Origin of the sequence: Psychrobacter sp. AH5 (assembly GCF_040371085.1) — a bacterium.
Taxonomy (GTDB): domain Bacteria; phylum Pseudomonadota; class Gammaproteobacteria; order Pseudomonadales; family Moraxellaceae; genus Psychrobacter.
The window spans coordinates 1,317,453-1,343,491 of sequence record NZ_JAMBMT010000001.1 but is presented as its reverse complement, the minus strand read 5'-3'; the positions used below and the strand labels follow the sequence as shown (position 1 = coordinate 1,343,491).

21 protein-coding genes are annotated in these 26,039 nt (G+C 44.9%); 8 read left to right on the top strand and 13 right to left on the bottom strand.

The window, feature by feature from the left end; translation table 11 throughout:
• Positions 1–10: 10 nt before the first annotated feature.
• The 4 genes from hutI to hutU all read right to left on the bottom strand — a co-directional run bounded on the left by hutI (position 11) and on the right by hutU (position 6,116).
• Complete coding sequence (hutI, locus tag M0N77_RS05595) at positions 11–1,315, bottom strand: imidazolonepropionase (protein ID WP_353104264.1); 1,305 nt, start codon at positions 1,313–1,315, stop codon at positions 11–13.
• A gap of 355 nt (positions 1,316–1,670) precedes the next feature.
• The gene (gene hutG / locus M0N77_RS05590) at positions 1,671–2,726 is read right to left on the bottom strand and encodes a formimidoylglutamase (protein ID WP_353104263.1); all 1,056 of its coding nucleotides are present in this window, start codon (positions 2,724–2,726) and stop codon (positions 1,671–1,673) included.
• 22 nt (positions 2,727–2,748) lie between these two features.
• On the bottom strand, positions 2,749–4,326 hold the full coding sequence (hutH, locus tag M0N77_RS05585) for a histidine ammonia-lyase (protein ID WP_353104262.1): 1,578 nt from the start codon (positions 4,324–4,326) through the stop codon (positions 2,749–2,751).
• A gap of 77 nt (positions 4,327–4,403) precedes the next feature.
• Entirely contained in the window at positions 4,404–6,116 is a 1,713-nt protein-coding gene (gene hutU, locus M0N77_RS05580) for a urocanate hydratase (RefSeq protein ID WP_353104261.1), read from the bottom strand.
• 175 nt (positions 6,117–6,291) lie between these two features.
• On the opposite strand from hutU, the gene M0N77_RS05575 reads away from it, so the two are divergent.
• The 3 genes from M0N77_RS05575 to M0N77_RS05565 all read left to right on the top strand — a co-directional run bounded on the left by M0N77_RS05575 (position 6,292) and on the right by M0N77_RS05565 (position 9,885).
• Positions 6,292–7,101 carry a UTRA domain-containing protein gene (locus M0N77_RS05575; protein ID WP_353104260.1) on the top strand — a complete coding sequence of 270 codons (810 nt, stop codon included), beginning with the start codon at positions 6,292–6,294 and terminating at the stop codon, positions 7,099–7,101.
• A gap of 125 nt (positions 7,102–7,226) precedes the next feature.
• Positions 7,227–7,751 carry a heme-binding protein gene (locus M0N77_RS05570; RefSeq protein ID WP_353104259.1) on the top strand — a complete coding sequence of 175 codons (525 nt, stop codon included), beginning with the start codon at positions 7,227–7,229 and terminating at the stop codon, positions 7,749–7,751.
• 346 nt (positions 7,752–8,097) lie between these two features.
• On the top strand, positions 8,098–9,885 hold the full coding sequence (locus M0N77_RS05565) for a potassium/proton antiporter (RefSeq protein WP_353104258.1): 1,788 nt from the start codon (positions 8,098–8,100) through the stop codon (positions 9,883–9,885).
• 46 nt (positions 9,886–9,931) lie between these two features.
• Here M0N77_RS05565 and M0N77_RS05560 read toward each other — a convergent pair whose 3' ends face one another.
• The 5 genes from M0N77_RS05560 to M0N77_RS05540 form a co-directional block, all read right to left on the bottom strand.
• Positions 9,932–10,555, bottom strand: coding sequence for a CDP-alcohol phosphatidyltransferase family protein (locus tag M0N77_RS05560; RefSeq protein WP_353104257.1), 624 nt, complete (start codon positions 10,553–10,555; stop codon positions 9,932–9,934).
• Between the two features lie 28 nt (positions 10,556–10,583).
• On the bottom strand, positions 10,584–11,273 hold the full coding sequence (locus M0N77_RS05555; protein WP_353104256.1) for an ATP-binding cassette domain-containing protein: 690 nt from the start codon (positions 11,271–11,273) through the stop codon (positions 10,584–10,586).
• Positions 11,274–11,543: 270 nt separating this feature from the next.
• A complete protein-coding gene (locus M0N77_RS05550; protein WP_353104255.1) occupies positions 11,544–13,331 on the bottom strand; it encodes an ABC transporter permease subunit in 1,788 nt (595 codons plus the stop codon).
• Positions 13,328–14,644, bottom strand: a complete 1,317-nt coding sequence (locus M0N77_RS05545) for an ABC transporter substrate-binding protein (protein WP_353104254.1) — start codon at positions 14,642–14,644, stop codon at positions 13,328–13,330. The genes M0N77_RS05550 and M0N77_RS05545 overlap by 4 nt, the downstream gene beginning before the upstream one ends.
• Before the next feature lie 136 nt (positions 14,645–14,780).
• A complete protein-coding gene (locus M0N77_RS05540) occupies positions 14,781–15,704 on the bottom strand; it encodes a LysR substrate-binding domain-containing protein (protein WP_353104253.1) in 924 nt (307 codons plus the stop codon).
• Positions 15,705–16,051: 347 nt separating this feature from the next.
• Between M0N77_RS05540 and M0N77_RS05535 the strand changes: the two genes are divergently transcribed.
• Entirely contained in the window at positions 16,052–17,179 is a 1,128-nt protein-coding gene (locus M0N77_RS05535) for a zinc-binding dehydrogenase (protein ID WP_353104252.1), read from the top strand.
• 211 nt (positions 17,180–17,390) lie between these two features.
• On the opposite strand, the gene M0N77_RS05530 is transcribed toward M0N77_RS05535, so the two are convergent.
• On the bottom strand, positions 17,391–18,344 hold the full coding sequence (locus M0N77_RS05530) for an NAD(P)-dependent oxidoreductase (protein WP_353104251.1): 954 nt from the start codon (positions 18,342–18,344) through the stop codon (positions 17,391–17,393).
• A gap of 301 nt (positions 18,345–18,645) precedes the next feature.
• On the opposite strand from M0N77_RS05530, the gene M0N77_RS05525 reads away from it, so the two are divergent.
• The 3 genes from M0N77_RS05525 to M0N77_RS05515 are packed head-to-tail and all read left to right on the top strand — an operon-like array spanning position 18,646 to position 23,163.
• Positions 18,646–21,042, top strand: coding sequence for a class I SAM-dependent DNA methyltransferase (locus M0N77_RS05525; protein WP_353104250.1), 2,397 nt, complete (start codon positions 18,646–18,648; stop codon positions 21,040–21,042).
• A complete protein-coding gene (locus M0N77_RS05520; RefSeq protein WP_353104249.1) occupies positions 21,042–22,352 on the top strand; it encodes a restriction endonuclease subunit S in 1,311 nt (436 codons plus the stop codon). The genes M0N77_RS05525 and M0N77_RS05520 overlap by 1 nt, the downstream gene beginning before the upstream one ends.
• Before the next feature lie 52 nt (positions 22,353–22,404).
• A complete protein-coding gene (locus M0N77_RS05515; protein ID WP_353104247.1) occupies positions 22,405–23,163 on the top strand; it encodes a hypothetical protein in 759 nt (252 codons plus the stop codon).
• A 498-nt stretch (positions 23,164–23,661) separates the two neighbouring features.
• On the opposite strand, the gene M0N77_RS05510 is transcribed toward M0N77_RS05515, so the two are convergent.
• On the bottom strand, positions 23,662–24,363 hold the full coding sequence (locus M0N77_RS05510) for an IS1 family transposase (protein ID WP_353104245.1): 702 nt from the start codon (positions 24,361–24,363) through the stop codon (positions 23,662–23,664).
• Between the two features lie 75 nt (positions 24,364–24,438).
• Here M0N77_RS05510 and M0N77_RS05505 point away from each other — a divergent pair, with 75 nt between their 5' ends.
• Positions 24,439–24,627: a hypothetical protein gene (locus M0N77_RS05505; RefSeq protein ID WP_353104243.1), complete on the top strand. Its 189-nt coding sequence runs from the start codon at positions 24,439–24,441 to the stop codon at positions 24,625–24,627.
• A gap of 99 nt (positions 24,628–24,726) precedes the next feature.
• On the opposite strand, the gene M0N77_RS05500 is transcribed toward M0N77_RS05505, so the two are convergent.
• Together M0N77_RS05500 and M0N77_RS05495 are read right to left on the bottom strand one after the other, a co-directional pair.
• Positions 24,727–25,143, bottom strand: coding sequence for a hypothetical protein (locus M0N77_RS05500; RefSeq protein ID WP_353104242.1), 417 nt, complete (start codon positions 25,141–25,143; stop codon positions 24,727–24,729).
• Positions 25,140–25,964: a hypothetical protein gene (locus tag M0N77_RS05495; RefSeq protein ID WP_353104240.1), complete on the bottom strand. Its 825-nt coding sequence runs from the start codon at positions 25,962–25,964 to the stop codon at positions 25,140–25,142. The genes M0N77_RS05500 and M0N77_RS05495 overlap by 4 nt, the downstream gene beginning before the upstream one ends.
• Positions 25,965–26,039: the final 75 nt, after the last annotated feature.

The following is a 26,039-nucleotide window of genomic DNA, read 5'->3' as shown; positions in this document are numbered from 1 at the left end:
TGTCTAACAACTAGCGCCATTGGCCATGATACATAGTCGCTAGGATAGGGTTAAGTCCGATCTGATAAGCCAGATCCGCAGGGCGGGCGATATCCCACAATACCAAATCAGCGTCACAGCCCACTGCTATTTTACCTTTTTGAGTGAGGCCCAATGCTTGCGCGGCATAAACCGTTGCTCCCGCTAGCACCTCTTCGGTGGTTAAATAAAATAAAGTACAGCCCATATTCATCGCTAGTAGCAGGGAGGTCATAGGTGAGGTACCGGGATTGCAATCGGTAGAGATCGCCATAGACACTTGATGCTGGCGAAGAGCCTCAATAGGGGGCAGCTTGGTATCACGTAAGGTATAGAAGGCTCCTGGCAGTAGTACCGCTACGGTGTTACTTGCTGCCATCTTCTTGATATCAGCTTCTGATAAGTGCTCTAAATGATCGCTCGATAAGCCTTTAAAGTCTGCAACCAAAGCGCTAGCGCCTATATTGGAGAGCTGCTCTGAGTGCAATTTGACGGGTAGATCAAGCGCGCGCGCTACCTCAAAGACGCGCTTGATTTGCTCGCTACTAAAGGCGATACCTTCACAAAAGCCATCGACGGCATCGACCAACCCTTCACTATGCAGTATCGGCAACCACGTACAAACCTGCTCGATATACTTATCAGCACGCTCTTTATACTCTGGTGGCAAGGCATGCGCGGCAAGATAACTGGTACTGACATGGATATTATGTTTTTTACCAAGCTGACGCGCGACCGTGAGCATTTTGCGCTCGCTCTCTAGATCAAGACCATACCCGGATTTGATCTCGATACTGGTTACGCCTTCGCGCATGAGCGCCAGTAGCCGCTTTTCACTTTGTACAAATAGCTCCTCCTCGCTAGCCTGACGAGTAGCATTGACTGACGCTACGATGCCGCCGCCTTGTTCGGCGATCTGTTGGTAGCTTGCCCCGTGCAGGCGCGCCTCAAACTCGTTGCTACGGTTGCCAGCATAGACTAGATGTGTATGACAATCGATTAGACCCGGCGTTATCCAACCGTTATTAGCGTCTTTGATTTGCTCCTCTTTATAGTTGGCAACATGCTCAGCCATCTCATTATTTGAGCCAATCCAAGCGATTTTGTCCGCTTTAATGCCGATAGCAGCGTTGTGCAATTGTCCATAAGGCGTTCTATCAGCATTCGTATCAGCATTAGCATAAATATCAAAGCCGTAATCCGCTGAAAAAGTAGCCAAATTAGCATTGATAATAATGCTATCAAAGTCGGTCATTGTTACCGATTTTGTAGAGCTTTGAGCGTTAGAAGTCGTCATGTTGTGCTCCTGATTATTTTACAGAAAATGAGCTTAAATTTATTTAAGTAGAAGTGATTTTGTTGGTAACAGGGTGAACTGTTGTATAGTCGATGCACTCTAAAACAAACACAGTGCTACTGGGATGAATTTTGCGCAGCCTCTGGGAACGCAGCACGCAAGGAAAATTTATACCAGTAGCACGCTGGCATAGCTGTATTCTTTTCATTTAGGATTAACTATAGACTGCATTCCATGCAGATTTAAACTAAAATTTTAATAATATGTTTTGCTCAAAACTACTCTATGTATTTCTCATGTCTTAAAAGGGCCTAAAAAGCATCCTACACCTAATGCTAATTTAAGTCTTTAGAGGTTATGATTGAAGTAGATGCCGCTCAATAATCGTCGCCAGTAGTAGCGCAGCAACTTTGCAACTACGCCCATCACTATCATAAGTCGGATTAATCTCAGCGATATCGGCCATTTTTACTTTAGCGGATGCCATTATTAATTTGACCGCGCGCTCTACAAAGCTAAGCTCAATACCGTAGGCCGCTGGCGCACTAACACCAGGTACTACGCTGGCTGGCAGACAGTCCATGTCAATGGTCAGATAAATAATATCGACTTGCTCGATAAAGCTCTCAATTTGCGCTGCCAGCTTTTTCCATTTTTTATGATGGCAGTCCTCATCACTTATAACCTGAACCCCTAATTGCTCAGCGCGATCGAATAGAGCAGCAGTGTTTGATAGACGGCTAACGCCAATACAGCAATAATGAAACGGATGGTTATGCTGCTGTAAGTGCTCAGCGATTTGGCGAAAAGGGGTGCCGGAAGTGGCGACATTGGATGCACGAATATCAAGGTGCGCATCAAAATTAATAATGCCAATCGTCGGCATTGGCGCATGAGCCGCGCTGTTAGGGCTTAGATTAAGCGCCTGCCATAAGCCCAAAAAACTACCATAGGCCATAGCGTGACCGCCGCCCAAACCAATAGCTAAGCTATCTTGCTTGATGACATCAGTGACTACATCAGCGTATTGCTGCTGCGCTTGCTCAAGTAGCTGATCGGCAAAATCATCATTATCGTGACAATGAATGTCGCCGGCGTCGCCTAACAAGGTTGGCAGCTCATCTGCAAAACGATCTTGAATCTCGCTAATGACTGGCAGCTTTGCAAAAGTGCTACGTAGCAGTGGCGGCGACATTCTAGCTCCAACGCGGCCTTGATTGCGGCGCACCCCTTGATCGCAAGCGAAGCCTACCAGTCCAATACGCTGGCCGATACGCTGAGCTGCTTTATCAAAAGCATAAGGCTGAGCAAGCTGATACCAATAGCGGGCACGCGCAGTCTCAAACGGCTCTACACGTCCTGTCCATAGGCTCATATCGGCTTTAGCGTGCTCTACAGTTGTGGCTGTCATGATGGCGCTCCTTGATGAGTTGCTACTGAGACAAATACCAATCGGCGCGCAAGTCCTGCCAATGATTGCTCAATGCCCGCGTTAATACTAGCTGTTTTGCCGCTTCGATATCAGGGGCAAGATAGCGATCTTTGTCATAAAAGCTTACCTTATCTCGCAAGGTATTATGAGCCGTTTGTAAGGGTTTGGAGGTTTGCAAGTCGCCACGAAAATCAATACCTTGACCAGCTGCTAGTAGCTCAATACCGATGATGGTGGCAGTGTTTTGTACCATCTCGTACAGTCGGCGCGCGCAATAAGTCGCCATTGACACGTGATCTTCTTGGTTAGCGGAGGTTGGGATACTATCGACACTGCCTGGATGCGCCATAGACTTATTTTCTGACGCCAAGGCCGCGGCGGTCACATGCGCAATCATAAAGCCAGAATTGACCCCAGCGTTCTCAACCAAAAATGGCGGCAAACCGGCTGATAAAGTGGCATCAATAAGCAGGGCCACGCGGCGCTCAGACATCGAACCAATCTCAGCAATTGCTAGAGCCAAGATGTCAGCGGCAAAAGCCACTGGCTCGGCATGGAAGTTGCCGCCAGAGATCGCCACCGGGCCGTCTTCATTATTGAAGATAAGCGGATTATCAGTGACCGCATTGGCTTCAATTAATAAAGTTTGACCAGCTTGATTGATGATATCAAGGCAAGCGCCCATCACTTGTGGCTGACAACGCAAGCAATACGGGTCTTGTACGCGATCGTCTTGCTCGCCATCATGTGAGGCGCGAATCTCGCTACCTCTGATTAGGCTTCTATGCGCTTGCGCGATCTGAATCTGGCCATGATGACCGCGTACTTCATGAATACGCGCATCAAAAGGCGCATCTGAGCCTTTGGCGGCATCGATAGACAACGAGCCGACGATAGTTGCGCTCTCCAGTAAGTCGCGCGCGTGGAAATAACCGCGTAGCGCTAAGGCGGTGGAGACTTGCGTACCATTGATGAGCGCTAGCCCTTCTTTGGCTGCCAAAGTAATAGGCTCAAGTCCGTGCTGAGCCAACGCATCGGCGGCGAGGATTTTTTCTCCCTGAACATACGCATGACCTTCTCCCATCATCGTCAGAGTCATATGCGATAAGGGCGCTAAATCCCCTGAGGCGCCAACTGAGCCTTTGGCTGGGATATGCGGGGTGATTTGGTTATTAATCAGCGCCAGTAAGCTATCGACAACAAGGCGGCGCACCCCTGAGACCCCTTGCGCAAGGCTTGCGACTTTCATTACCATAACCAAACGTACTACGTCGGCTGGCAAGGAGTCACCAGTACCAACCGAATGCGAAACGATTAGATTACGCTGCAATAATTCTAGCTGATCATCGCTAATGCGAGTTTTGGCCAGTAAACCAAAGCCGGTGTTAATGCCATAAGCGCTTTTATCGCGCGCAATGATAGTACGCACGTCTTCGTGTGAGGCGTCAATGGCGTCATAGGCGCTGTCAGGCAGGGTTAGGGTGACGGGATGATCATAAATATCACGAAGCATCGCCATACTTAGCTGGCGCGGGTTTAGGGTCATCTGTTTTATAGCTTTTGTGTTGGGGGTCGTCATGACGGTAGTCCTAATGATTTTTAGATATCTTTAATAAGCGTGAGAAAGTTTTGCAGTATAGTTTTACTAAACTAAAACTACTCAATCATTGGCAAATTCAAACCATAGTCTTGAGCAGTTTTTATCGCAAGCTCGTAGCCGGCGTCAGCGTGGCGCATCACCCCTGAGCCGCAATCATTGACCAGTACCCGCGCTAAACGTTTGGCTGCCGCGTCAGTGCCATCAGCGACGATAACCATGCCAGAATGCTGCGAGTAGCCCATACCGACGCCGCCGCCGTGATGCAAGGAGACCCAAGTGGCGCCGCCTGCCACGTTAAGCATAGCGTTCAATAGCGCCCAATCTGATACGGCATCGGTGCCATCTTTCATGCTTTCAGTCTCACGGTTAGGGCTAGCGACCGAACCAGTATCTAGATGATCACGGCCGATGACGATAGGACCTTTAAGCTCGCCGTTTTTGACCATCTCATTAAACGCCAGACCCGCTTTATCGCGCTCACCGAGCCCAAGCCAGCAAATACGGGCAGGCAAACCTTGGAACTGAATACGCTCTTTTGCCATATCTAGCCAGCGGTGGATATGCTTATTTTCAGGGAATAGCTCTTTGATCTTTTGATCGGTCTTATAGATGTCTTCTGGATCACCTGAGAGCGCCACCCAGCGAAACGGCCCTTTACCTTGGCAGAATAGCGGACGGATATAAGCGGGCACAAATCCTGGGAAATCAAAGGCGTTTTTGACCCCTTCATCAAAGGCGACTTGACGAATATTGTTACCATAATCGGTCGCTGGAATGCCCATCGCTTGCAAGTCCAAGATAGCTTGTACATGTCGCGCACACGACTTGGCAGCGGCTTTGGTCAAGGCTTCATGCTGGCGAGCATCCTCTTGCGCCGACCTCCACTCTTCAACCGTCCAGCCACTTGGTAGATAACCGTTGATTAAGTCGTGAGCCGAGGTTTGATCAGTAACTAAATCGGGCTTTATAGCGCCAGCTTTCGCGCGCTTGACCATCTCAGGCAAGATATCGGCGGCATTACCGAGTAGGGCAATTGATACCGCATCCCCTGCATCAGTATGCTGCTTGATCAGCTCATAAGCGTGATCGAGATCATCGGCTTGCTTATCGACATAGCCGGTACGCAACCGAAAATCAATACTGGACTGTTGGCATTCGATGTTTAAGGAGACCGCGCCAGCGAAAGTTGCCGCTAATGGCTGCGCGCCGCCCATACCGCCGAGACCTGCGGTCAAGATCCAGCGACCACTCCAATCACCATCATAATGCTGACGACCCGCCTCGACAAAGGTCTCATAAGTGCCTTGCACGATGCCTTGGGTGCCGATATAGATCCAGCTGCCCGCCGTCATTTGCCCGTACATCATTAAGTCTTTGCGATCGAGCTCATTAAAGTGCTCCCATGTGGCCCAGCGCGGCACTAGGTTGGAGTTAGCGATTAATACCCGCGGCGCATCTTCATGGGTTTTAAACACGCCGACTGGTTTGCCGGATTGCACCAGTAAAGTTTCATCATCCTCTAACTCTTTCAAAGATTCTAGAATTTGATCATAGCTCTCCCAATTACGCGCGGCGCGGCCAATACCGCCATAGACCACGAGGCTCTTTGGGTTTTCTGCAACATCGGGGTGCAAGTTGTTTTGTAGCATACGAAACGGCGCTTCGGTCAGCCAGCTTTTGCAATGTAGCTCGCTGCCAGTGGGCGCTGCGATCTCACGGCTGTCATCACGGCGGGTAAAGGTGGCGTGCGGTGCTGATTGATTAGTCATCATTAATCCTTATGATTATCTAAAAAGAGGTTTTGATAAGAGTCAAAATAATGGTATAAGTAAGTTGTATATACAAATTATCAAAGATGATTTTATCTTGCAAGCGATTTTTATAATTATTTCTAGGCTCATGATATTATGAGGCGGCTTTGCTAATAGGTAGCGATATCAGCTAATGGATAAAACTGAGGTAAAAATGGTAAAAGATAAAAAAATTCCAGCGTATCAGCTGATAAAAAACGCAATTTTGGATAATATTCATAGCGGTGAATGGCAAGCAGGCGAGGCCATCTCCACCGAAATGGCACTAGCTGAACAGTTTGGCGTATCGCGCATGACCGTCAATCGAGCGCTAAAAGAGCTGAGCGAGGAGCGGGTATTGGAGCGTCGTCAAGGCTCTGGCACCTTTGTGGCGCAGCAGCAGTTTAACCATACCTTTATCGAGGTGCGTAATATCGCTGAAGACCTAAAATCAGCCAATCGTGATTATCAAGCCAAAGTCATTAGCAAACGCCGTATTACTCTAGCCATGCTAAAGGGAGATAGCGATCAACAACAGCGCCAAGGGAGCTACACCGTAATTTATAAAGAGTTAGGCGTTAAGTTTGGGATCGCCTCAAAGCCGGTGCCAGCCGATCATGATATAGCGCTATTATATGAGGTAAAAATCATTCATCTTGCTGATGGTCTGCCTATACAGTTTGAGGAGCGCTGGGTAGATGCGCGGCAATTGCCTGAGTTTATTGAACAAGATTTTACTAGGGTCAATACTAGCGATTATCTGATTGAGCAGATACCGCTTGAGCGGGGTAGTTATACCATTCAAGCGCTAGCGGCTCCTAAGGACATCGCGGAGGGGTTGCAGATAGCCATAGATTCGCCCACTTTAATGCTACAGCGCCAGACTTATTCGGCTGGCAAAGTACTAACGGTGGTAAAAATGTGGCATGCAGGCGATCGCTATCAGTTCGCAGGGGAGCTGTAGTTTTTATACTATGAGCAAAAGTTTAGATAGAGCATAAAATTAATGAAGAATTAATTGTAAATTTAGCTGTAGAAAATAGTCAAATTACGATAGATTAACAATTCATCATTTATGGAAGAATGAATATGTCTAAAGTATTAAGCCCTGTCTGCAATCCTATCGCGCCTATCGATCACGATTTTATCGCTGATCCCAACTTAGCTGCTATGCAAGCTGCCAACCCTTTGGTAGTCAACATCCCTATACTCACGGGCGCGATGGCGCATAGCATTATCAATGCTGCCGTCATAGAAGCTAATAAAAACCAGTTTAAAGTATCGATAACCATAGTCGATCGCTCAGGACAAACTCTAGCTATGCTCAGAGACCATCAAGCCGGCGTCCATACTATTCGCTCCAGTTATAAAAAAGCCTACACGGCTAATTCACAAAAAAGAGAAACAGCAGTGATCGCCCAAGGCGTAAAAGACGGTAGTATCGGCGCTGATGTTAGATATTTAGATGAAAACATGCTAATACTAGCAGGCGGCGTGCAGATTTATATTGACGGTGTGGTGGTTGGCGGTATTGGAGTCGGCGGCGCGCATGGTAGTGAAGATGTGCAGATTGCCAAAGCTGGCCTCAAAGCGCTGTCCGTCTTGAAGTATTAAGATAAAGCGCGACTCTCTACCTAAGCATTAATGTTTGCTTCTAGCCCATATCCTAAATTTTCAGACTTTGTCATAAACCATAGTAAAAATCCTGTAGCGCTTTACCCTTAGAGCTATACTGCGTCTAAATTTTAGTGGTAATTTTTGTTTTGCGGTTTTTAAGTTTATGGTTAATTCCCAAACAGCTTTTGCACAAACTATTGTCATCAGAGGCGATAGGGTAGGTTATAATCCTAGGCATTTAGCGAAGTGCCAGCTACTACCAGCTACTACGAGTCAATAGGCGGCAAGTTGTCAGCTTTGATCAGCAAACACACTGCGATCAGCATTCATATAGGATTAAAAAATGGATACCCTAAATATCCTCTATTTAGTAGGGGCGTTATTGATATTTGCTAGCATTATGGCGAGTACCTTATCGGCACGTTTGGGCGTACCGTTATTACTATTGTTTTTGGTAGTGGGCATGCTGGCAGGCGAAGAAGGCCTTTTGGGCATTGAATTCTCACAATATGCGCTTGCTAACTTTGTCGGGCAAGCGGCATTGGCCTGTATCTTGCTTGATGGCGGTCTACGCACTTCCTTTAAATCCTTTCGAGTCGGACTCAAGCCAGCAGTCACTTTGGCCACTTGGGGCGTATTGGCGACAGTATTGGTATTGGGCGTGTTTGTCACTTGGCTACTCGATGTCGATTGGCGTATTGGCCTGTTGATGGCAGCTATCGTCGGCTCCACCGATGCTGCGGCGGTATTCTCCTTACTGCGTAATGGCGGCGTCAAGCTCAATGATCGGGTACAGGCCACGCTAGAATTGGAATCTGGGGCTAACGATCCGCTAGCGATACTTTTGGTCACAGGCTTGATTGCCCTAAATGTCGATCCTGCCGGTCAGACGCTGTTCGGATTTTTGGGATTGCTATTACAGCAGCTAGGCTTTGGTTTGGGCATGGGACTGCTGTTCGGTTATCTATTGGCTAGGCTGCTGCCAAAAGTGCATCTGGCAGAAGGCATGTACGCCATTTTGATACTGTCGGCAGGCTTGTCAGTGTTTGCTGCGACCAACTTGATAGGCGGTAGTGGTTTTTTGGCGGCGTATCTAACTGGGGTGCTAATCGGCAACTATAAAGTACGAGCCACAGAGCATGTAATGCGGGTGATGGATAGCTTTGCTTGGTTATCGCAAGCGGTGTTATTTGTGGTATTAGGACTGCTAGTGACGCCGTCGAACGTTATCGATGTCTGGCCTTATTCGGTAGCGATTACCGCCTTTATGATCCTTATTGCCCGTCCTCTTGCTGTCTATAGTAGCGTCAAACCTTTTAGGTTTAAGGATAGAGAAGTTGGCTTTATCTCTTGGGTAGGCTTGCGCGGCGCCGTACCGATTACCTTAGCGATTTTGCCAGTGATGGCCGGCGTCGATGGGGCATTTATGCTCTTTGATGTGGCTTTTGGGGTAGTGGTGCTATCATTAGTGTTGCAAGGAACAACCATTCCGTTTATGGCTAATTTATTTAAAGTGCGCATTCCTAATAATAAAGATCCAGAAGCAGAGCATGAGGTTTGGGTATCGGATAAAGCCAGCATTACCCTTTATGAGTTTGAGGTCAAGCCAGGAGCTTTTGCTATTGGCCGTCATCCCAAAGGTATCTCTATGCGCATAAGTCCCGATGAGATTAGTATTTTTGCTTTGATACGTAATCAAAAAATAGTCATCGTCGATGAAGAGACTAAGCTTAAATGCGGCGATAGGGTTTGGTACGCTATGCGCGGTAATCATGCGGCTCAAATTGCGCGGATTTTTAATGATATCACTATTGATCGCAAAACCATCGATGACTTTTATGGCGACTGGTTATTGTCGCCTAGCGCTAAGCTTGAAGATCTACCTTTTTCTAAGGATGTCATGAGCTCCACCTCACTGACCGCCAAGCTTCGATCCAAGCCTGATAACGCGCCAAGTTTATGGCAAAAAACAGTCGCCGAATATGTCAAAGCCAGCTTAGAGACCGCGCCAGTATCAGGCGACACTGTCGCTATCAATAACGAGTGGTCATTGGTGGTCAAAGAGGTCGATGATAAAGGCAAGCTGAGATCGGTCGGTTTAAAGCGCGATAAGCTGATAACTAGCGTTTAATAATTTGATATAAATGTTTTATTTTTAAGATAATCGTGCGCCTGTATTACTTAGCTTCAAAGCGTCTCAAAGTCTGATAACCGCCATAAATACGAGTCACGATAGTAATGGCGCAAGCCGCGGCAAAGATACTGGCTAGTAGCACAAAATGCTGAGGCCAAATACAAAAAGCGATAAAAAAAGCAATAGTTTCGGTGCCTTCGGTCAGCCCATTTAGATAATAAAAGCTCTTATACTTAAACTGCGGCTTATCTAATGCAAATTTTTCAGCCGCTATCGCAAAGGCCAAAAAGCTTGAGCCAGTACCGATAAAGGCGGCTAGTAACAGCGCTCCGGCAATAGTGTTTTGTGCTGGATCAGCGAAGATAAAGCCGAGCGGGATAGCGGCATAAAATAAAAAATCGAGGGTAATATCTAAGTAGCCGCCAGCACTCGAGCTTTGCTTGGCATAACGAGCAAGGGCGCCATCTAAGCCATCAAAAATCCGATTCAATATAATAGCAATCAGCGCGCCAAACCACAGCTGATAAGCTAATAATGGCAATGCCAATACGCCAATAACAAAACCTAATAGCGTCAACTGATCCGCCGTGATGCCGCGTTTATGCAGGCTAGCGGCTAGCGGCGTTAGTATCGGTTTTATAATAGGCGTTAGGTATTTATCCAGCACGTATTTGCCTTGTTTATTGTTTCGCTTTTTATTTTGGCTTGCTTAAATTTGGCTCTGTTGTGGTTTGATCGTTAAGCGTAATGATTTTACCGCCAGCGGCTTCTGCATCGCTATGGTCGTGCGTGACCATAATGGTAGGAAGTTTGCGGCTGCGTATTTGGGTGAACACTAACTGCTGCACCTCAGATCGTAGCTCGGTATCGAGCTTACTAAAAGGCTCATCGAGCAATATGGCTTTCGGCTCGCTCAGCAGTACTCGCAGCAAAGCCACGCGCGCTTGCTGACCACCAGAGAGATTGTCCGGATGCCGCTTTGCCATTCCTTTTAGACCTACTTGCTCAAGAGCTTGCTCTATTTTTTGTAGGCGCTGCTTTTTATTACTATTGTTATTGTTGCTATCTTTTTTAGGCATAGCAAAAGCGATATTACCGGCTACTGATAAGTGTGAGAACAGCAAAGCATCTTGATAAAGTACGCCAATATGACGCCGGTGCGTGGGCAGGTGACTGATATTTTTATCATTGAGCCAAACCTCGCCAGTAGCGCTAAAGTCACTGGCTAAAGTGCCAGTAATCCAGTTCAATAAGCTTGATTTGCCACTACCAGAGGGCCCCATAATAGTCAGAATCTCACCGCCATGGACTTGCTCATTTAAGCTTAATAATAGCTCGCCCTGACGATAAAGCTGTAAGTCTTTTATCTGTAAAGAAGATGGCATTTAAGACCCTTTATTTTAATTATGGAGCTGATCTTTAACTATTGAATTAACGTACTAGGCGAAAGTCGCAGCTTACGCACGATACAGCGAGGCTAGAATAAAGATTTTGCAGCCTCTGTCAGCGTAGACACAGCACGCCAAAAATATTTATCCCAGTCTCGCGTCTAATAACAGATATCTATTTTATTTTCTATTGAGCATAGTCAAGTCTTTGTAGGCTAGTGCTTTAGCCTAGCATTATATCTCTGCAGAATTTTATCATTCAAAATATTAACGATTAGCACTGCGAAAAAAATATTTTGGCAGTATCCATGCCAGTATAAAACCAAACAGCGGCAGTAGCATTTGCATAATCGCATAAACGGCACTGGTACGCCGACTTGCGCCATTCGCCAGCGTTACCGCTTCGGTGGTAATAGTAGCGATACGGCCGCCACCTGCCAGCAATGTTGGCAAATACTGACCAAAACTAATGGCCAACCCCAAAGCGATAGCGATCAAAATAGGGGCGAATAATTGCGGCAATTTCACTTGCAAAAACACTTTGCTAGGCGGCGCACCAAGGCTAGCGGCGACATTAGCGAAGCGCGTATCTAAGCGCCGATAACTACTAGCAAGCGACAAAAACACATAGGGCAGCACGAATAATAAATGGGTAAAAGCAACATTTAAAAACGCCACTTGATTATTAAATAATTGCTGTAGCCAAACCAGGCCGAATAAAAAAGCAATGCTGGGCACTAATAGCGGTAAATAGATAATCAAGCTAGTAAAGCTAGAGATTGATTTAGCCCTTAATTGTTCCGCCTCTAAGCATAGCAAGGTTAGGATTATCGCAACGAAGGTAGATACTACACCAAGCGCTAAGGTGTTAAATAATGGCGTACCTATTTGGGTAAAAGCGCTTTGAAAGTGCAGCAATACTAGCTGCTCAGGCAAGACGGCCGGAAAGCGCCAATAGCCTGCTACTGACCACAGCACTAGACCAATAAGCGCAAGCATAATAAAGCCGATAATCACCACAGTTAGGGCAACAGTGAATTTTTGCCAGATAGCATCGATATAGCGGCGCTTCCCATTTATCAAAGCAGGACGGCACAGCGCTTTAATCGCTTTTTCAGCAGCGAGCCATAAGGCGATTAAGCCGCCAGTGACTGCTAGCTGTAGTATGGCACCGGCTGAGGCCTTGATACGCAAATTCAAATCAACATCATTGAACCATTGCAGGATAGTCACCGCCAAAGTAGGCGGCGTATTGGGTCCTAGAATGAGCGGCATCTCGACACTGGCGCTAGCATAAGCCAATACTGCCAAGACAGGTAGGCGCAGTAGCGGATAGAGCACTGGAAATACCGCCTTAAAAAAGGCGGTAAAAGGATAGTAGCCTAGAGTTAGCGCGACTTTATAATTCAGGCGCAGGGTTTTACCAAGCTCCGGCTGTGCTAACACGCCGAGTGACATTAATAATAAAAAAGGCAGCTCTTTGAGCATCAGTCCTAAGATGATGCTGATGCCATAAGGATCGTGCGGAAATATCCCCGGCGGCGCTAGCTCCCAACCGCTAAGCCATGGCGAAAATAATCGCACAATAAGACCGGATGGCGCAATTAAAAAGCCAATCGCTATTGCCGCGGCGGCATGAGGAATGACCAAAATAGGGCTAAGCAAACGCTCGATACGCGTCAGCCAAACACTATTAAAAAACGCCGCTAATATCATCAGCATACTGACAAAAGCCAGCAGAGTGCTAATTAGTCCCGTGCCGACACTTAGAGCCACCATTTGGCTGAGACCGGGCGTTTGCGCTAGTGCTTGAAAGCCTTGTAGGCCAATGCTAGTTTGTCCGATAGCCGGTATCCAACCAAAGGCTGGCAGCAGTACACTGATTAGGCCGCCGAGTACTGGCAGTAGCAGTATTAGCAGTAAAAATTTCGGGCTAAGGCTGACTAGACGGGTAAATAGGTCAGTTTTAAAAAAGATAATATTGCCCGTATTTACTTTTTTAGTATTTGGGTCTTTATCGTTAGAGTGCTGCGGCTCGTCATTTAGTGGCCTCATTGGCTGACTCCGTAGCGCGTCTGCCAACCTTGCATAATGGCATCAACCCAGCTCGGATGCGGCTCACTAACCGTGCGTTTGATGGCATCAAAAGCTAGCGCGCTTGGATGCGGCTTAGTCGTTTTGAATAGTGCTTGCTGCTCTGGGCTTAGCATAGCCGGTACTAACACTGTTTTATCGCCCCAAACGCTAGGCTGCTGTTTATACGCTTGCGCCTCGGGGCTTAATAGAAAATTAGCGACCAATTGCGCTGCCTCAGGGTGGCTCGCGTTATAGGGAATAGCGACAAAATGGGTGTTACTTAAACTGCCATCACGCATAGCATAGCTACGGATGCTCGGCGGTAGGTCATAACGCTGCACCGCGGCTGGTACTTCAGGACCTGAGAAGGTAAAGGCGAGGCTCAGCTCAGTATCATCGACAAGCCTGCGCATCTGCGCGCCACTTTGTGGGAACTGTTGGCCGTCACGCCAAAGGCTTGGATGCAGCTTATCCAAAAACTGCCATAGCGGCTTGAGTACTACCTCTTTATTAGCTTCAGTGACTGGCTGATCGAGCTGCGCTCTGCTATTGCTGCCAGTCTCAGCATCGTTTTGCTCATGCAGTATTACCAAAGCATATTTCAAAAAGCTCATACCCAAAAAGTCAGGCGGCTTTGGATAACTGAAACGGCCAGGATTTTTCTGGGTCCAACTGGCGAGCTCGCTTAAAGTAGCTGGCGGCTTATCAAGCGCCAAACTATCATAATAAAAGGTCAGCGAAGCTTGTCCCCATGGCGCTTCCATCCCTTGGGTCGGCACCCCAAAATCAAGGGTCACCGCTGGATTATTCTTAGGATCAGTTAATTTAAAATTAGGTAAGTTACTGGCCCAATCTTTTAATAATAAGTCATTGTCACTCATGGTGGCAAAGTTAGCGCCATTGATCCAAATCAGATCAACGCTTCCTTGCTGATTATTATTAGCAGATTTTTCAGCCAGTACGCGGCTGACCGCTTCGCTAGTGTCGCTTAATTTGACATGGACTAAGTTAATATTGTATTTATCCTTGAGCGCGTCCGCTGCCCATTGAATATAGGCGTTAATTTGTGGATCGCCGCCCCAAGTGTGGAAATAAACGTCTTGGTTCTCACCGCTATTTTGCAACTGCTGCCATGGCGACTGAGCGCTATCGTTTGCGGCATGAATGCTAGAGGCGCTGCTAGCAGAAATCCCTAGACAAACGCTAAGTAGCACAGCAAAACCGCTATAGCGGCTTAGCTTATTAAGCGTTTTGAGCTTGGTTAAAGCTAGCAAAGAGTTGATAACGTGCATTTGCGGTTCTGTTTCTAAATCAATCACAGTGATTTATGCGCTAGGGTAGTAGTTTACTTTGAATGGCTGACTCATTATATAGCTGAGCTTAAATAAACGTATTGCCGCTATCCCAGTTATCCCAGCTACCCTGTATTTATTTTATAGCCAGTCCACTATAACTGTTTTTTATCCTATCCACCAAAAAGTCTACCGCCGCTTTAACTTTAGGCACTAAGTAGCGCTGTTTTTGATAGAGCAAATATACTGCCACATCCGCGTGTTGAGTGATAGCTAGCTCATGCTCAAAGGTGAGCTCCTGCAATTGCTCTGACTGAAGATAAGACGCCAACGCCCAGCGGGTCGACATCAAGATACCCTCGCCATTACAGGCTTTTTTTGCGAGCCAATCGCCGTTGTTGGAGATTGCGACCGCCGGCCCTGAGACGTCCTGCCATTGCCCGCTGATACGAGCTAGCCAAGGCGTTGCCCCAGTTGGCGCTTTAAAATAAAGACCGTTATGCTGCTTTAATTCCATTACTGTCTTAGGCACACCATACTTCTCTAAATAAGCTGGCGCGGCGACTGGAATAAAACCATTATCCATCAGCCTTATCGCGAGCACGCGCTCATTGGGCGCGTAACCACCGCGAATAGCAATATCGACATCATCACGTCCGAGGGTCGATAATTCATCACTGAGGCTGATATCTAATACAATCTCAGGATATAAAGCGCTGAATTCGTCTAGCAGCGGCAATAATATCTTTTCGCCAAAACCGACCATCGAGCTAATGCGTAGACGTCCCATGGGCGTGCTTTGATAACTGCGCACCGTTTCATGGCTTTGCTTGAGCTGGCTTAATACCTGCTGCATATCTTCATAATAAATCTGCCCGACTTCTGTTAGTTTCACCATACGGGTTGAGCGCTTGAGTAAGGTTGCGCCCAAGCTTTTTTCTAAGTCCGCCACTCGCCTTGAGAGCGATGACGGCGGTACATTGAAGCTCTTTGCCGCTTTAGTAAAACTGCCGGTTTCGGCAACTTTACAAAAATAGCGGATGGCACGTAATTGATCCAACTTATTTCTCCATTAACTGCATAGTTCATACTAAATAGAATAGGTGCAGTGGTGCAGTGGTGCAGTGCTACTGGGATGCTTTTTTTAAACATAGGTTTTGCAGCCTCTAGGAACGCAGCAAGCCAGGAAAATTTATACCAGTAGCACGTTTAAATCCAATAACAGTTTTACTTTCAAATGACTATAGTGAACTGACGGCATAACTAGCTATTTTCGCGCTATTATTGTCTTAAAAGCAATAGTGATTGGCAGCTTAAGACATATACAAGCTTATTAAAACCAGTAATAATAGCTTTGAGTTAAATACTAACCCTAAAATAAAATGAATACTTTGCAGGAGCAAACCTATGACCGATAAAAATATACAACTGACCTCAACCATTAGCTCAGATAATAAGCTCACTTTAGCGTTGCAAGAGATTGACATGCCGCAGCCTAAGGCGGATGAAGTAGTGGTTCGTATCGAAGCGGCACCATTAAACCCCTCTGATTTAGCGGTGATGTTCAGCGTCGCTGATATGTCAACCGCACAGCAGTCAGGCAACGAGCAAAACCCAGTGATTAGCGCTGAGGTGCCTAAGAAGTTTATGTCTGCGGTTAAAACTCGGGTCGATAAAGCTACGCCAGTCGGTAATGAAGGCGCTGGCACGGTAGTTGCCGCCGGCTCGTCAGCTGCCGCGCAAGCATTAATGGGTAAGATGGTAGCGGTGATTGGCGGTGGTACTTATCGTCAATATCACTGCGTCAATGTCAAAAGCTGCTTACCACTAAAAGAAGGCACCACGGCCAAAGAAGGCGCGTCCTCTTTTGTCAATCCGCTGACGTCGCTGGCAATGGTCGAAACCATGCGCGCTGAAGGTCATAAAGCTATCGTCCACGCGGCGGCGGCCTCTAGCTTGGGTCAAATGCTGAATCGTATCTGTCTGGCAGATGGCATTGATTTGGTCAATATCGTGCGTAGAGAGGAGCAAGAAACCTTGCTACGCGATATGGGCGCAAAGTATGTGGTCAACTCTAGCAAAGACTCATTCCTTGCAGATCTAACCGCGGCTATAGCTGAGACCGGCGCAACTATCGCCTTTGATCCGATCGGTGGCGGTCAACTGGCCAGCGATATCCTTAACTGTATGGAAGCGGCGATTACTCAAGACGTCACAGAATATAATGTCTATGGCTCTGACACTTACAAACAGGTTTATATCTATGGCGCCTTAAACCGTGGCCCTATTACTTTAAACCGTAACTTCGGTTTTGCTTGGGGCGTCAATGGTTTCTTATTATTCAATGCGCTAAGCAAATTAGGCACCGATACGGTCATGTCGATGCGTAAGCGGGTGGCGGATGAAATCACTACCACTTTCGCTAGTAGCTATACTCATGAAGTGTCATTGGCAGAGGTATTGGATATGAAGTCGATAGCGGCTTATGGCAAACAAGCCACCGGTGAGAAATACTTAATTACGCCGCAAAAGTAATCCTGTTAAGCTATTGATTTTAGGTTATAGCTGACTCATTTTAAAACTGATACAGTGCAGCTGGAATGAATTTTGCGCAGCCTCTGTCAGCGTAGACACAGCACGCAAGGAAAATTTATACCAGTTGCACGTTAATATTAGCGTATCAATTTTATTTTGAAATAATTATAGATAAAAGCAGATACCCGTTTTGGTATCTGCTTTTTTGGTCTTAAACAACAACGTTTTCTTGCGCGCCTTTTTCCCAGTTCACTATATTATCAAAGGTAATCTTAGCTCTTCTTACCATCGCCTCTTCGGTAGCAAAGCCGATATGCGGCAGTAGCACCACATTTGGCGCATCCAAAATCGGATAATCAGCCGGAATTGGCGGCTCTATATCGACTCTATCCAAACCCACGCCGGCGATGGTGCCATTGCGTAGCGCTGCTGCCAAAGCTTCATTATCGACAATCGGACCGACAGCGGTATTAATTAATAAGGCACTATCTTTCATCAACGCCAGCTTGTTTTTATCAATTAAATGCTTGGTGTCATCGGTTAATGGCGTATGCAGAGTAACAATGTCGCTAGCCTTTAGCACTTCATCTAACGATTTGTATTCGACCCCTTTATTGATTAAGTCAGGCTTTTCACTGCGGTTATAAGCAATGACTTTACAGCCAAAAGCTAAGCCTATTTCCGCCACCGCGCCGCCTATGTCGCCAGTGCCGATAACGCCCAAGGTTTTCCCTCTTAAGTCGCGCTGTCTGTAGCCATCCTTAGTACCGCCGTCTCTGACGATGGCCTCTAAAGGCACAATGTTACGCAGCAAGGAAAGGATTAGCCCAAAGGTGATTTCGGCCACTGAGTGAGTGCTATAACCAGCGGCGTTTGAGACTTGAATGCCTTTTTCTTTACACTTTTCTAAGTCGATATGATTAAAGCCGGTAAAAGCTACGGCGATAAATTTTAATTTGTCGGCCGCCTCGATGACATCCCCGCTTAGTGGCGTATTAGCGAGGACTAAAACCTCGACGTTTTTGATGCGCTGCTTGATAGTGTCATCGTCGAGTTTGCCATCGTCATAGACTACTAAGTGGTGGCCATTATCGGTGAGAGGTTTTGAGAGTTTATTTAATTCCTCCTCACTAATGCCTAGCGATTCTAAGAGTACAATGTCCATTGTTAACTCTCCCTTTCGTTTTTATAGTTAGAATAGTTAGCTTTACTAGTTATGTTTTATAGTACGGTTGAGCCTTTATCTGAGGCCAGCCGTTTAGCGCTACGATAAACACTATTAAGTTAGCCCAAACCCCAGTATTAAGCAAGTCAGCTGCCTCAAACTGCCGATAGTCTAATTAAACTTGCCATAAGCGCAGCGGATTGCGCTAGTGAGACGATTTATTCTGCGCTATACTTCCAAGCATTTATTCTTGCCCGCTTTATTAACCATTACCGACACATCCAAACGATAAGACAATGCTATGAGTACTAATTTTTCCCAAACCGCTGCTTTTATCTGGTCGGTCGCCGATCTATTGCGCGGCGACTTTAAGCAATCGCAGTACGGTCGCATCATCCTACCATTTACGCTATTGCGCCGTTTGGAGTGCGTGTTAGAGGCGACCAAAGCTGAGGTGGTGGCAGAGAGTCAGCGTATCGCTGATAAAGGGCTAAAAGAGGAGGCGCAAGAGCGCTTCTTATTGCGTGTCAGCAAGCGACCTTTTTATAATATCTCGCCGATGGATCTTAGCAAAATGGGTCAAAGCGATATCAAAGATAACCTTAATACTTACGTGCAATCGTTCTCCAAGGACGCGCGTGAAATCTTTGAGCATTTTAAGTTTGAAGAGTTTGTCGGGCAGCTAGCCGATGCCAATTTACTCTATAAAGTGGTGCAGATGTTTGCCAATACTGATCTGAGTCCTGAGGCGATATCCAACCACGAAATGGGCTTTATCTTTGAAGAGCTGATCCGCCGCTTTGCTGAGAGCTCTAATGAGACCGCGGGCGAGCACTTTACCCCGCGTGATATCGTGCGCTTAACCACGTCCTTAGTATTTATGGAAGACGATGACGCGCTGACCAAAGACGGCATTATCCGTACTATTTATGATCCAACAGCCGGTACTGGCGGCTTCTTATCCTCCGGTATGGAATATGTGCTTGAGCTAAATCCTGAGGCGGTGATGCGCACTTATGGGCAGGAGCTGAACCCTGAGTCTTATGCGATTTGTAAAGCCGATATGCTGATAAAAGGCCAAGAGGTCAATAATATTAAGCTCGGCAATACCTTATCTAATGATCAACTGGTCGGCGAGCAGTTCGACTATATGCTGTCAAACCCGCCGTTTGGGGTCGATTGGAAAAAGATAGCAGGGGAGATCAAAGACGAGCATGAGCAAAAAGGCTTTGATGGCCGCTTTGGTGCAGGCTTGCCGCGCGTCTCTGATGGTTCGCTATTATTCTTGATGCATCTGCTTAGCAAAATGCGTCCGATTACTGATAATGATAAAGAGACAGACAGCAGCTCGCAAAACAGTTCAAACCACAATCAAGGCAGCCGTATCGGTATTATCTTGAATGGTTCACCGCTATTCACTGGCGGCGCGGGTAGCGGCGAGAGTGAGATTCGCCGTTATATCCTTGAGGCCGATTTGTTAGAAGCCATCATCGCCTTGCCCAACGATATGTTCTATAACACCGGTATCGCCACCTATATTTGGATACTTAGTAATAAAAAAGCTCCCGAGCGTCAAGGAAAAGTGCAATTAATCGATGGCAGTCATCTATATAGCAAGATGCGTAAGTCATTAGGCTCCAAGCGTAATGAGATGAGCGAGGACGATATCAAGACCATCATTCGCAGCTTTGGCGACTTTGAGGTGGTGGATGCGCGCGTACTCGATAAGCCTGAGGAAGTAAAATCCAATCGCGGTCGTCAGTCTGCTAACCCTAAATCAGATCTAGCCAAAACCTTTGCCAGTAAGATATTTGCCACTCACGAGTTTGGCTATCGCCGCCTGACTATCGAGCGGCCGCTACGACTATCGGCGCAGCTCTCCAATGAGGCGCTAGAAACCTTGCGTTATGCGCCAAAACCCTTTGATATGGTGATGCCAGCGCTGTATGAAGCTTTTGGTAAGGATTGGACTAATGAAAGCTATGGCGATTTATCCGCGGTGACATTAGAGGCAAGAGCACTTATAAAGGCGGATTTTAGCGAGTTAAAAGAGAAGCAAATCAAAGAGGTGCTGGGTAGTCAGCTTTGGCAACAGCAGCTAGCGATTATGAATAAAGCCAAAGCCTTACAAGCGCTCATTTATAAACAGCACGGTGAGCAACAATTCGATGATTACAACGAGTTTGAAACCGTGTTTAAGCAAGCGTTAAAAGATGCAGAAACCAATCTTGATATCAGTCTGGATGCCAAAGAAAAGAAACAACTACTTGAGGCAATAACGTGGAAAAATCCTGAAGCTGAGCCGGTGATAAAAAAGGTGGTCAAAGCTGCTAATCCGCTTTATGGTGCATTTAGCTATAAAGCTACTAATTCAGACAAGCCAGCCAAAATCGTAGAATTCCAAGCCGATAGCGATTTGCGCGATTATGAAAACGTGCCGCTCGATCCTAGCATCACTACTACCGAATTGATTGAAGACTATTTCAAACGCGAAGTACAGCTGCATGTGCCGGATGCGTGGATAAATAGCGATAAGGTAGATGCTATCGATGAGGAGATCGGCATTGTTGGCTTTGAGATACCGTTTAACCGTCATTTTTATGTGTACGAGCCGCCTAGAGCGCTTGCCGAGATTGATGCGGACTTAGATAAGGTCAGTCAGGAGATTATGCAGTTATTGGGTGAGGTGCATTCGTAATGGCTGAAAAATATTTAAGTTATCCAGAATATAAAGATTCTAGGGTTGAGTGGTTAAGTAAATTACCTGTAAGTTGGAATATTGAAAGAACAAAACGTATGTTGCTTTTAAGAAGGGAGTTAGTAGGGGCTAATTCATTAGATTATCAGCTCTTATCGCTTACTCTCAGAGGTGTTATACCAAGAGATGTTTCCAATGGTGATGGAAAGATACCTGCGGATTTTAGTACGTACCAAGAAGTTGAAAAAAAAGATTTAATATTTTGTCTTTTCGACATTGATGAAACTCCTAGAACAGTTGGTTTGTCACCGCAAAATGGCATGATTACTGGAGCATATAACGTTTATGAAACTAGCGATAGATGTTCATCTCGGTATGCTTACTATTATTTTTTACACATCGATTTACGCAAAGGTTTACGTCCTTTTTATACAGGTCTTAGAAAAGTTGTTAGGTCAGAAACGTTCGGTAATATTAAAATGCCTTGTCCTTCTCATGAAGAACAAACCCAAATCGCCAACTTTCTCGACTACGAAACCGCCCAAATTGACACTTTAATTGAAAAACAACAAACCCTTATTCAACTGCTAAAAGAAAAGCGCCAAGCCGTGATTAGTCATGCGGTGACCAAAGGTTTAAACCCTGACGTACCGATGAAAGATTCGGGTGTTGAATGGTTAGGGGAAGTGCCTAAGCATTGGTCTGTAACTAAATTCAGTCATTGTGCTCAAATAAGAAATGGGTTAGTTGATCCTAAAGCTCCTGATTTTAAAAACTTAGTTCTATATGCGCCAAATCATATTGAAAAAGGTACGGGCAAGATTGTCTACAAAGAGACTGCGGAAGAACAAGGCGCAGATAGTAGCAAATATCTTTGTTATAAAGGGGAAGTGATCTATAGCAAAATACGTCCTGCGTTGGCAAAGGTAGCTATTTGCGAAGAAAAAACTGCGTTATGTAGTGCCGATATGTACCCAATAAATGCAGTAAATGGATTGGATAATCGATTTTTATACTTTTTTATGTTGTCCGATAACTTTACAAAAGCAGCAATTTTAGATTCTGATAGGGTTGCAATGCCTAAGATAAACAGGGAATCTTTAAATGATTATAAATTGCCTATACCACCAGCCACTGAACAAATGAGTATATGCAAATTTATAGTTAGTCAAAACACTAAACTTGAAGAGTTAGAGTATAAAGCAATAACAGCCATTCAACTTATGCAAGAACGCCGCACCGCTTTAATATCGGCTGCCGTTACCGGTAAGATTGATGTTCGCGGCTGGCAAGCGCCTGATAAACTGTAGTACAATAGTTGGGTTTTTAAACTGTAATAAGCGTGTATAAGGACATTAACGCATGAAAAAATTGACCGTAGCCACTATATTAGCTGCAATGACTGTCAGCTATAGCGCCCAAGCACAAGTATATCAATGGGAAGATGATTATTGCAGTATGCAAGGTAGCTTTGACAATAAAAAGTACACCGCTAAGCAGATTGAAAATTCATATTTCGTATTGGAAGGGTTGAATAGACTAAATATAGAAGGTTTTGTTTCAGTTGGCGATATTGATGCACTGGATAGACTATCTATGAAAGATATAGATACGCTCACTGAAGAATATGAACAAGTCAAAAGTAACGTAGAGCGATTAAATGTCGTACCCGAAGCAAAAGGCTATAAACAAGAATTACTTAAGACTATTGATGGAGAATATGAAAGAAATCGGTTAACGCTTTTAGCTTATCTCAATCCTAGTGAAGCGCTTAAACAAAGCCCGAAAATGTGTAAGACTTATATTGAACCCTTCTTGCAGAGTGAAAAAGCTGTGCAGATTAGATGGAAACAGTTTGTTGAAGAGCAAATTCAGGAACAAAGCCAATATGGAGCTGATGAAGTAGCACGTTATCGAAAAATCGCAACTAAACGCTATCAGCAAGAAAAAGCAAGTAACCCTGCCAAATATGCCAAAATGGATTTGGTGCGACTTGGTTATGGTAACTGTGTAAACATGCAGGCTTATCGTGCTGACAGTGACAGAGTTTATAGCGACACTAAAAAATTGAATAAAACCTTGTTTGGTAATAGCTTTAAAGAAATGTGCTATGAGCCGTAGGATTTGTTCTGATGGTAGTAAAATAAAGTATCAAAGGTTGATTATGATTAGCGATAGGTTATAGGTAGTGAGTTTATGAAAAAGATACTATTGATTTTAGCAGTATTAGGAATTGGTATAGTCCAAACAAGTGGTGCTGCCGAAACGACGTTCAAGTCAAACAACAGCCTGAGTCATACTGTTACCAATACTTCTAATTCTGACGACTATCGCACTAGGCCTAATATATATAGTAGTAGCAAGAGCTCAGGCGTATATAATAATAACGACATAGCACAATCAATTGATAACTTGAGCGCTTATCCGAAGCAAAAAAAGTATCGGTCATCTTTACAGACTGTACCAAATAGCTTAGAGAATATGAAGAAATGGGCGAATCAAGGGAGTGCAAAATATCAAATTATGACTGGATGGATATACTACAGTGGTCAAGGTGTCCGTCAGGATATGGTCTTAGCTAGAAAAATGTTTGGTGGTGTTCTAAAAAGTATGCTGGCATCAGACGTAGCCATAATTGACATAGAAGAACACCAGATCGAATACCTTAAAGTGATTATCAAGCTTTTTCGAGAAGCAGCAGGTTTTTCTAACGGCTCGACGTAACCGGTGTCTCAAGCGACAGTTATTGCCTTCTATACCTACCGTGTGCTGTTTGCCAACTCGCTTATGATCTGATTTAAAAGCCGTCAAAAAGCTATCCCAGTTGTCCATACTAATAGAGTCATAGCTGACTTTGAGCTGATTTAGACGTGCTCTTAGCTTCTTAGCCGTTCTCAAATCACGTTTGCCCCAGACATAAGCGACAATCTCATTAGTAGCACGGTCATAAGCATAAATAAGCCAGACTTTACGCTTCTTGCGATACACGTAAGTCCAGAACTCATCAACCTCTAAGCGTTCATAATATCGCTTCTTAGGCGCGATCTTATAAACAGATGAGCCTATGGTGCTGAGCACTTTACCAATACTCACCGAGGTAATGATGGCTATGTCTCTAACACCGCAGCCTCTAACCGTCATTAGCCGTATGATGTCTTCTATTTGAGAGTGACAGCCTTGGTAGCTTAAGGCATGGTCGCCAATAAACTGACGTTTGCAGTCCTTACATTGGTAGTTCTGCTTGCCATAGCTTTTTATGCCATTTTTCTTTAAACTGGGACTGTGACAGTCGGGGCAACTGATCTGTATTTGTGTCTTCATAACCTCAAATATATCATCTTGCTTTGGCTGTCACCCTCCTTTATTACCTCAGCATACTTTCTGATACACCACCAAATGTTTCAAAAAGCAGCGAATCAAGGAAATATGTATGGCCAAAATATATTTGGGACTTTTTATGAAGAAGGTTTAGGTGGGTTAAAGCAAAACCGAGCTACGGCGAAAGAATGGTATGGAAAAGCTTGTGATCAAGGTCTTCAGAGTGGGTGTGATGAGTATAAACGGTTGAATGAACGCGGTTATTAGCAAATTAAGAATAGGTATAGGGCTAAAAAATCACCTTACGGATTTAGCTTAATAGTAAATGTGGTATCTGATTGGTATTAAGGTAAATGAACAAGAGAGCTATTGCTCATCTATGAGCGCTTGCGCTAATTCAGGTATTCTATCAGCGTACCTTAAACATTGAGCATATTCGCCGCTACTAAAGTTCTCTTCAAGCCTATAATCAGCTTTGTGGCGCTTAGTCAAAAAGTCTGTAAATTGTAAAGCGAGTCTTTTAGCTGCCTTACTCTCTGTCAGCTCTGCTATCTCTTCAAAGACCAGAAAGACGCGCTTATGAGAGCCCGTATTATTAAACGAGCCGTCTCTACTCATATCGTACTGTGGAAAGTTATCTTTAATGACATTGAGCATCATATAATAGATCAAATAGTAATGACGATTGATACAGGCTCTTTGAATGGCTTCATCTTCGATTGTTTTAGGATTGGGAAATAAGTGATCTACTGCTTGCTTCATATCCTCTATAGTAACGCTCAAACTAAAATCCCTTGCTGACTAAGTAGATCATCATTTGGTAAACTGTCATCTTCTAAAGGTAAGAAATTATAGACGATGCGTTTATAATCTTTAAACGATAAGTCACTATCAAGCAAATATTCAGTGTATTTATCATGAATCATAAAGCAAGTATCGATATCGATACTTGGTATTTCTTCGTTTACGATTAAAAAAGTGCCTACCTCATTATGTTGGATAGTCATACTGACTTGACTATTACCTAAATAATATGAGTTTGAAGCTTTGGCTGCTATAGACGAAACCTCTATAAGGCTATCAATCGTTATTTCTGTTTGCTCTAGGTCAAATATTTCTTTCTCAAAATACTCTAACTTACTATGACCTAGATGCAATAAATCTTTAAATTGATTGTTAGGGTCTTTGAATAACGACAAACCTTGTGATAATGCTTCTTTGTCTAGTGTTATAGATGAATCTACAATAAGTCTTTTTAATGCATATGTATTAAAATTATCTTCTTGCAAGTTTAGTAAAGTTAAAGCGATAGCTTCTTTAAATTGCCCAGCTTCTGATAAAAGTATTGCATAATTGTCACGAGCAACGGTTTTATCTAGTCGATAAGACTTCTCGGCATAATCAACCGCTTGGTCAAGCTTACCTTGCGCACGGTAGACTAGAGCTTCCATCAAAAAGCCCTCAGCAGGATTGCTGTTACGCAATGCTTGAGCATCTCTAAGCCAACGACTGAATCTAATATTGTCAGGATTGATCATCCCTTCAAAAGATATTAGAAAGTCATAGACTTCGTTAAGCTTAGACTGTGCTTGATGTGCAGTCATATATTTATGTACCTATATAAGTGCCGTTATATTACCATCGGTAGTTAGCTTAGTAAATGTGAATAATGTGAGTGT

What these genes read in the sequence shown, in the direction of transcription:
- M0N77_RS05535 (WP_353104252.1), top strand. Translation starts at nt 16,052, where the DNA reads ATGACCGATAAAAATATACAACTGACCTCAACCATTAGCTCAGATAAT.
- M0N77_RS05565 (WP_353104258.1), top strand. Translation starts at nt 8,098, where the DNA reads ATGGATACCCTAAATATCCTCTATTTAGTAGGGGCGTTATTGATATTT.
- M0N77_RS05515 (WP_353104247.1), top strand. Translation starts at nt 22,405, where the DNA reads ATGAAAAAATTGACCGTAGCCACTATATTAGCTGCAATGACTGTCAGC.
- M0N77_RS05555 (WP_353104256.1), bottom strand. Translation starts at nt 11,273, where the DNA reads ATGCCATCTTCTTTACAGATAAAAGACTTACAGCTTTATCGTCAGGGC.
- M0N77_RS05575 (WP_353104260.1), top strand. Translation starts at nt 6,292, where the DNA reads ATGGATAAAACTGAGGTAAAAATGGTAAAAGATAAAAAAATTCCAGCG.
- hutH (WP_353104262.1), bottom strand. Translation starts at nt 4,326, where the DNA reads ATGACGACCCCCAACACAAAAGCTATAAAACAGATGACCCTAAACCCG.
- M0N77_RS05570 (WP_353104259.1), top strand. Translation starts at nt 7,227, where the DNA reads ATGTCTAAAGTATTAAGCCCTGTCTGCAATCCTATCGCGCCTATCGAT.
- hutU (WP_353104261.1), bottom strand. Translation starts at nt 6,116, where the DNA reads ATGACTAATCAATCAGCACCGCACGCCACCTTTACCCGCCGTGATGAC.
- M0N77_RS05495 (WP_353104240.1), bottom strand. Translation starts at nt 25,964, where the DNA reads ATGACTGCACATCAAGCACAGTCTAAGCTTAACGAAGTCTATGACTTT.
- M0N77_RS05510 (WP_353104245.1), bottom strand. Translation starts at nt 24,363, where the DNA reads ATGAAGACACAAATACAGATCAGTTGCCCCGACTGTCACAGTCCCAGT.
- hutG (WP_353104263.1), bottom strand. Translation starts at nt 2,726, where the DNA reads ATGACAGCCACAACTGTAGAGCACGCTAAAGCCGATATGAGCCTATGG.
- M0N77_RS05530 (WP_353104251.1), bottom strand. Translation starts at nt 18,344, where the DNA reads ATGGACATTGTACTCTTAGAATCGCTAGGCATTAGTGAGGAGGAATTA.
- M0N77_RS05520 (WP_353104249.1), top strand. Translation starts at nt 21,042, where the DNA reads ATGGCTGAAAAATATTTAAGTTATCCAGAATATAAAGATTCTAGGGTT.
- M0N77_RS05550 (WP_353104255.1), bottom strand. Translation starts at nt 13,331, where the DNA reads ATGAGGCCACTAAATGACGAGCCGCAGCACTCTAACGATAAAGACCCA.
- M0N77_RS05525 (WP_353104250.1), top strand. Translation starts at nt 18,646, where the DNA reads ATGAGTACTAATTTTTCCCAAACCGCTGCTTTTATCTGGTCGGTCGCC.
- M0N77_RS05545 (WP_353104254.1), bottom strand. Translation starts at nt 14,644, where the DNA reads ATGCACGTTATCAACTCTTTGCTAGCTTTAACCAAGCTCAAAACGCTT.
- M0N77_RS05505 (WP_353104243.1), top strand. Translation starts at nt 24,439, where the DNA reads ATGTTTCAAAAAGCAGCGAATCAAGGAAATATGTATGGCCAAAATATA.
- hutI (WP_353104264.1), bottom strand. Translation starts at nt 1,315, where the DNA reads ATGACGACTTCTAACGCTCAAAGCTCTACAAAATCGGTAACAATGACC.